Annotated in this window: 6 protein-coding genes; 4 read left to right on the forward strand and 2 right to left on the reverse strand. The window is 40.8% G+C overall.

All coding sequences use genetic code 11. The features are described from left to right. Positions 1–167: 167 nt before the first annotated feature. Positions 168–653 (forward strand): pantetheine-phosphate adenylyltransferase, encoded by a 486-nt coding sequence (gene coaD, locus IM753_RS12460; protein ID WP_062498941.1) that lies wholly within the window; start codon positions 168–170, stop codon positions 651–653. A 6-nt stretch (positions 654–659) separates the two neighbouring features. Further along, positions 660–1,436 (forward strand): tRNA (guanosine(37)-N1)-methyltransferase TrmD, encoded by a 777-nt coding sequence (gene trmD, locus IM753_RS12465; protein WP_062498940.1) that lies wholly within the window; start codon positions 660–662, stop codon positions 1,434–1,436. On the opposite strand, the gene epmA is transcribed toward trmD, so the two are convergent. After that, positions 1,437–2,405, reverse strand: a complete 969-nt coding sequence (gene epmA, locus IM753_RS12470) for an EF-P lysine aminoacylase EpmA (RefSeq protein ID WP_062498939.1) — start codon at positions 2,403–2,405, stop codon at positions 1,437–1,439. Continuing rightward, complete coding sequence (locus IM753_RS12475) at positions 2,398–3,462, reverse strand: 4-phosphoerythronate dehydrogenase (protein ID WP_065256726.1); 1,065 nt, start codon at positions 3,460–3,462, stop codon at positions 2,398–2,400. Before IM753_RS12475 ends, epmA begins: the two co-directional genes overlap by 8 nt. A gap of 389 nt (positions 3,463–3,851) precedes the next feature. On the opposite strand from IM753_RS12475, the gene IM753_RS12480 reads away from it, so the two are divergent. After that, entirely contained in the window at positions 3,852–4,856 is a 1,005-nt protein-coding gene (locus IM753_RS12480; RefSeq protein ID WP_194109419.1) for a hypothetical protein, read from the forward strand. Between the two features lie 3 nt (positions 4,857–4,859). After that, positions 4,860–6,695, forward strand: coding sequence for a calcium-binding protein (locus IM753_RS12485; RefSeq protein WP_227713159.1), 1,836 nt, complete (start codon positions 4,860–4,862; stop codon positions 6,693–6,695). The last annotated feature ends 144 nt before the right edge of the window (positions 6,696–6,839 follow it).

The following is a 6,839-nucleotide window of genomic DNA, read 5'->3' on the forward strand; positions in this document are numbered from 1 at the left end:
GTGATAAAGTGTTGATTTTTGGGCGTTGTGTTCGCCCCTACACGTCCAGATTTTAAAATATACCTTTATTGAACAATGCCTATAAAAATTTAAAATAAAATCCCCAAAACCGCCAAAAATTTGCTACCATAAGCACTTTTTACTTATTTACCAAATCATCAAACGCCATGACTCCAAAAAAAGCCCTATACCCCGGCACCTTTGACCCCATTACCAACGGACACATTGACCTTGTCAATCGTGCCTTAAAAATCTTTGATGAAGTCATCATCTCGGTGGCGTTCGCTCATCACAAAAAGCCGTTATTTAGCTTTGATGAACGAGTGGCACTGGTACAGGAAATTTTTAAGGACAATGAACGGGTATCAGTGGTCGGTTTTGAAGGGCTACTGGTGGATTTTGTCAAAGAACAAAATGCGGTGGCGGTAATTCGGGGACTGCGTGCGGTGAGTGATTTTGAGTATGAATTTGGGCTTGCCAACATGAACCGTAGCCTAGATGAGAGCTTTGAAGCGGTGTTTTTGACCCCTGCCCAAGAGTATTCGTTCGTCTCGTCCACGCTCGTGCGAGAAGTGGCAAAACTCGGTGGCGATGTCTCAAAGTTCGTGCCGTCTTGTGTGCTTGACGGCTTTGCCAAAAAGTTCGGTGGGTAAGGCGTTATGTTTTTTGCGGTCATTAGTATCTTGCCTGAGATGTTCGGGGCGACCACAGAGTACGGCATTACAGGACGTGCGGTGGGGCGGGGGCAGGTGGTGATACACACCATTAACCCCAGAGATTTTACCACGGACAACTATCGGCGGATTGACGAGCGTCCCTTTGGCGGGGGGCCGGGCATGGTCATGCTTGCCGAGCCGTTGGAGCAGGCGATATTACACGCCAAAGCCTTAGCCGATGAGCATTTTGGGAGCGTGGGTAAGGATAATCCTACCTGCCCTGTCATCTATCTGTCGCCACAGGGCAAGACCCTAGATGAAAAGACGGTGGTAGAATGTAGCCAGCTTGATGGCATGATACTGCTCTGTGGGCGTTATGAAGGCATTGATGAAAGGCTACTTAGTGCCTATGTCGATGGCGAGATTTCCATTGGCGACTATGTGCTGACAGGGGGCGAGCTACCAGCGATGGTGCTGATGGATAGCATCATTCGCCGTCTGCCAAGCGTGATGAATGATGACAAGTCCGCCCTAGAAGACAGCTTTGTCGATGGGCTACTAGACTGCCCCCACTATACCAAGCCTTTGATTTTTAAGGATAAAAAAGTCCCTGATGTCCTGCTTTCAGGTCATCATGCCAACATTGCCAAATGGCGGTTTTTAGAGCAAGTCAAACGCACCAAAGAGCGTCGCCCTGACTTGTGGGAGCAGTTTGAACCCACCAAAGAGCAGGCGAAGTGGCTGGGGGAGATAGATGAGTTGGGGGATTTGGATGAATAGTCATGCCCTATCCGTCATCATTATCACCGCCCCGCTGATGTCAGTCAGTCTCTCACGCACCATAAACAGACGGTCAAGCCCCAACGCAATGCCACTGCATGGCGGTAAGTCATCGCACGCACGGATTAGGTTTGTATCAATCGGCATGGTTGGCAAGCCTAGTTTTGCCCGCTCAATATTATCCTGCGTAAATCGCCGATACAGCTCATCGCCACTGGCAAGCTCATCATAAGCATTGGCAATCTCTATGCCGTTGATATATAGCTCAAAGCGTTTGGCAACGGCATGTCCGTCCACGTCTGTCGCCACTTTTGCCAAAGACGCAGTCGCCACAGGATAATCGGTGATGAGTGTCGGCAAATCAAATCCCAAAGTCGGCTCTATCACATGACTAAATAACAAATCCAGCCAACCTTGCTTATCATCGCCCATATCTAGGTTAATGCCCTGCTTTAATGCCGTTTGTTGTAATGTCTCAATGTCGGCAGAAAAGGGGTGAATGCCGAGCATATCCATAAAGGCTTGGGTGTAGCGATAGGTTTTAAAGGGCAGATTTTTATGCAGTGCCACGCCGATGAGAGCATTTAATTCATTTGCCAAATCGTCCAAACTAAAATGCGGACGATACCATTCTAACATGGTAAATTCTATATTATGCTTATGCCCTTTTTCATTATCACGAAACACCTGACAAATTTGATAAATCGGTATTTGATAATCCGCCAATACTCTTTTCATGGCAAATTCTGGCGATGTGTGTAGATAGCCTGTTTTTAATTTGCCAGCTTGTTTAAAATTAACGCTCACGCTTTCTATAAAAATATCGGTATTGCCATGATTGGATAGTATGGGTGTGGTAATCTCTAATACGTCCCGATTTTTAAAAAACTGACGAATATCGCCAATCATCTCAGCTTTACTCATTGCCAAATCTAAGGTCATGCTTGGGCGGTAATCGGTATTAGTCATAAAGCCATTCTCTTTTTAAGTCATAGTTTTTTCTTAATTTATCAAAATCCGCCCCATGTACGTTATCGGTGCAAATGTGGCGTAACTCATTGTCATCTTTTAAAATGTCATAATAGCTTTTTAAGATATCGGTATTGCCTTTTAATAATTCATTTTTTAATGTTTGCCAATGGTAATGATTGGGCGGTAATAACTTATCCATATTTTGTAAAATAGGCAAATTAAAATACTCACAAAACGCCTGATAAATCATTTCTGTCCCACGCAACTTACCGTCTAAGGTATAGCCTGCGATGTGGGGCGTGGCAAGGGCAAGGTTATCAAGCAGTGCCTTATCAATGGTTGGCTCAAAAGGAAATACGTCTAGTATTACATTCAGATTTTTATTAGTCATTGCCCATAATAAATCATCTTGATTGATAATCTCGCCCCGAGCGGTATTGATTAAAATGGCGTTGTTTTTTAATTGTTTAAAAACAGAATGATTAAATAATTGATAAGTGGGATAATCACCCGTTTTTGTTAATGGCGTATGAATAGAGATAATATCGCTATTTGCCAATAATTCATTAAAACTTGCATTATTAATGTCCGATGTTGGCAAATAAGGGTCATATCCCAAAATCTCCCAATTTAAGTCTTTGGCGTATTTGGCAAGCGTTGCTCCGATATTACCCAAGCCAATAATGCCCAGCGTGATTTTTTTATGGATTAAATTGGGAAATTTTCTTAAAAGGGCGGTAATGACGTATTGGGCAACCGAATGTTTGCTTGACCCTTTGGCATTGGCAAAATGGATATGGTGTTTTTGGATAAAATCATTATCCACATGGTCTGTACCAATCGTTGCCGAGCCGATAAATTTAATATTATTAGGATTGGCAATGGCGTCGGCATTGATGGGCGTTACCGAGCGAATGAGTAGGGCGGTTGGATTATGCCTGTCAATGGCGGATTGGTCAATCTCACGCCCTTTTAATTTGATAAGCGTGGTATTATCATGGCAAAAATAATCGTCCAAATGGGCGATGTTTTCATCGGCTAAAATGGTTGTCATGGGGTCGTGCCTTTGGCAGGATGGGTGTGGTTGGGTTGGTAAATGATGAGTAGATGCTAAACATTAAAGCGGTGTTATGAGTGTGACAATAATTATCGGAATTGATGTATTTAATGGCTGGACACAAAAGCTGACTTGTAAGCACGGCTTGGATGAAGTTCTCGTTTTATTATAACACAGAATCACCGACATCAATTTAAAAATATGCATGTATTTAAAGGTGTTTTGATAAAAGCGACACCGTAGACATCGATGGCTTGTAAACATTGCCTAACCATGATATTTTGTAAACCAACGTAAAAATAAGTACCAATCTCATTTACATAATGCTATCATAATCACTCTAAACAATCCCTATATTTTATCAAACTTATCATGGATGACACCCCATGCCCCACTCTCACGACACCATCAAAGATTGGATTATGTCCAATCGTTTATATGAAGTTCATATTTTTTATTATACCTTGATTATTATTTTTTGGGTAATAGTAGGTTTCGTTAGTCTGGGTTTTGAGATAGGCAGTTTTAGCTCTACCCAAAATCTATTGCTTAATTTTGTTTGGTATTTGACTGTGTGCCTACTGATGATAACCAGTCTCATCATATTTTGTAACACCTATGAAGCCAACAAATATAAAAGATACCTAGATACCTTAGAGCGAGAAATAGAAGAAAAGCTAACCGATGAAGAAAAAGAAATTGTCTGCGATTTGATACAAGAGCAAGGTCATACCCTACCCACCAACAAACAACGCTATGCATTGCTATTTGTTGGCTGTTATGCCTTGTTTGAGCTGTTTGTTGTGTCTGCTTGGATAAAGGATATGACACTGATATGGCAACCTGATTGGGTGCTTGCTATCATAGAGTGGGTAAAGTCTAATTCAACAGTGGTGTCTGTATCCGCAAATGGAGGTAGTTTCTTTTCTTTTAATGCATTCATTACAAAAAGTAACTTGTTATATGATTATTACCAAGATGGTAAGCTTTTTTTAAATTCCGAACTTGGTAAGTCAGCAATGTTTATGAGCTTTATCAAGCTGATTTCTTTTGTGCCTGTCATATATTCCTTGTGTCTGGTATTTTGGAAAATGTTTGGTTGGATAAGTGGCGATCACTTAATGCGTCGTGCCAGTTCTGAAGTCTGGGGATTTATTTGGGTTTCTTTATTGGTGTTATTTATGAATTTTGTAATGTTACTTGGCATATTGGCTATCATAGTAGGTATGAATTTTGATATGAGAATCTTGCCCATTATCTCAGGAAAACTAGGTTGGCTTGATGTTTTTGGTTGGAATCTTTTTTATCTGTGTTATGTGTTTGGTTTGCATATTTCGTACAGGTGGTTGTGTTTAATATTTCGTCCTTTTATTAATCTATTTAGGAGTTAATTCATGAGTAATGCTATTGAACAAAAAGGTGGTTTTGCTTCCTATTTATTGGATGCTTTTCGTAGCTCTGTTGCCAATAGAACGGTTGGTTCAGAGCTTAATGATGGAAAATCCACAGCTGATGAGCAAGCTGCAATACTTGCCAGTCAGTTACCCAAAATTACTTTTGCTGCCATTGGAGAGGGTATATTATTCTATGCTGCAAAAGCAAATCTTGATTTGGAGAAATTTGCCAGAAATTTACCAAATGGCTACGATAGAGCCATACAACTTGCAACCGACAAATGGAGTAAGATTCATATGTTGCAAGAAATAAACAGCCAATTAGAAAAAAATTTTGGTGAAAGCAAGAAACTGTTAATGGCTCAAAAAAATGAAGTCATAAAATCTCTGTCAGTCATTAATGATGGCATTAAGAATATAGCTAAAACTTATCCAGACTTAGGGATTAATCCAACGGATGACCCAAAGGCAATTTTTGACAAAGTACTTGGTCATACAGAAGTTAGTGCAAATGTTTTTGATTTATTGGGAAAAATTTTTAATTATACAGAATTTGTCAGAATGTCAGTTCAAGATGTAAATACTGCTGATAGCGAAAATGTCAGCAACTACATTATGAATTGGATAACCTATAGTTCTCAACTGGCTGGACCTGCTGACAGATTTATCAACAATGGGTTGGATTCTGGGCTTTTATCAAAAATACCTGTACTAAGTGCCAAAAATTTGGTTAGTATTGCCGCTCGTGGCGTGCTTACGGGCATCTTGACAGATATGTCCTATAAGGCTGGTTATGCAGTTGGTGAGTGGATTTGGAATGATGTGTTTGAATATCTCTACGATGGTCAAACCGCCTACGAAATCTACGCCGACGAATTTGAGGCTCTGTACTCCACCATCTTCCAACACCTAACAGGCACCGAGCTTAACGCCGTCATTGCTTTTAACACCATGATATTGGGTAACTTTGTCAATGAACAGGGTCAATCTGTCATCACAGAAGATACCGCCATCTTATTTGGCTCTGATGACTATAAGAGCATGGATTTTGACAAAGCTTTAAAATCTTATAAAAAGCTTTATAAGGCGGTATCAGGCAAGGATGATGCTGAGAACATCACAGGTGCAGAAGAACTCATCAGACACATGGAGGGTAGTTATCCGTTATTTAAGGAATATCGCGGTAAGTTATTGAACATCTTACAAGGCTTGGAAGATACAGAAGAACTATTTACCCTAAGCCAAGGTGATGATGAAACCGCTCTTGCCTACCGCTACGCCCTTGTCAATCTCAATCCATTTGTCCTAATGGATATTGACCACACCAAACACAACCCAAATGGCGAGCTTGACCTGTATCATGCCAAAACCAATCCTAATGGTCTAACACCAATCTACCTAGAAAAACGAGCCGAGATGATGTCGGTCATGATGGATAAAATGACAGGGAAGTTTATCCAAAATAAATACAACTATCAAGATTTGGCTGAAAACATCAGTGTTAATGAAACCAGCCTAGATGGACATCATGGCAATATTGATACTTATAATGACAACACCCAAGTGATCTTCGGTGGCACTGGTCATGACACCATCAAAGCCAAAGATGCAGGCGATAACAACAACTTCCTATTCGGTGGTGCAGGTCATGACATTATAATCGGTGGCAAAGGTAACGATTACCTAGAAGGCGGTCAAGGCTACGACACCTACCACATCTCCGACCACGACACCATCTTTGATGCTGATGGTAAGGGTGTGATGATGTTTGGTGGGAAGGCGTTGCCACAAATGTATAGAAAAAATATCGTTTTCCAATCTACTCTCAGAAGTTAAATAAAAATCACCCATACATTTTGTTTATTTGAATGATACTAATAATTATTATAAGTTGTATGGTGGTTGTGTTATGATATCTGTCGTCAATCGTTTGTTGAGACAACGAAACCTAACCTACGAGCCACCTGCAAAAAAGTCCAA

The organism is Moraxella sp. K127, from assembly GCF_015223095.1.
GTDB lineage: Bacteria > Pseudomonadota > Gammaproteobacteria > Pseudomonadales > Moraxellaceae > Moraxella.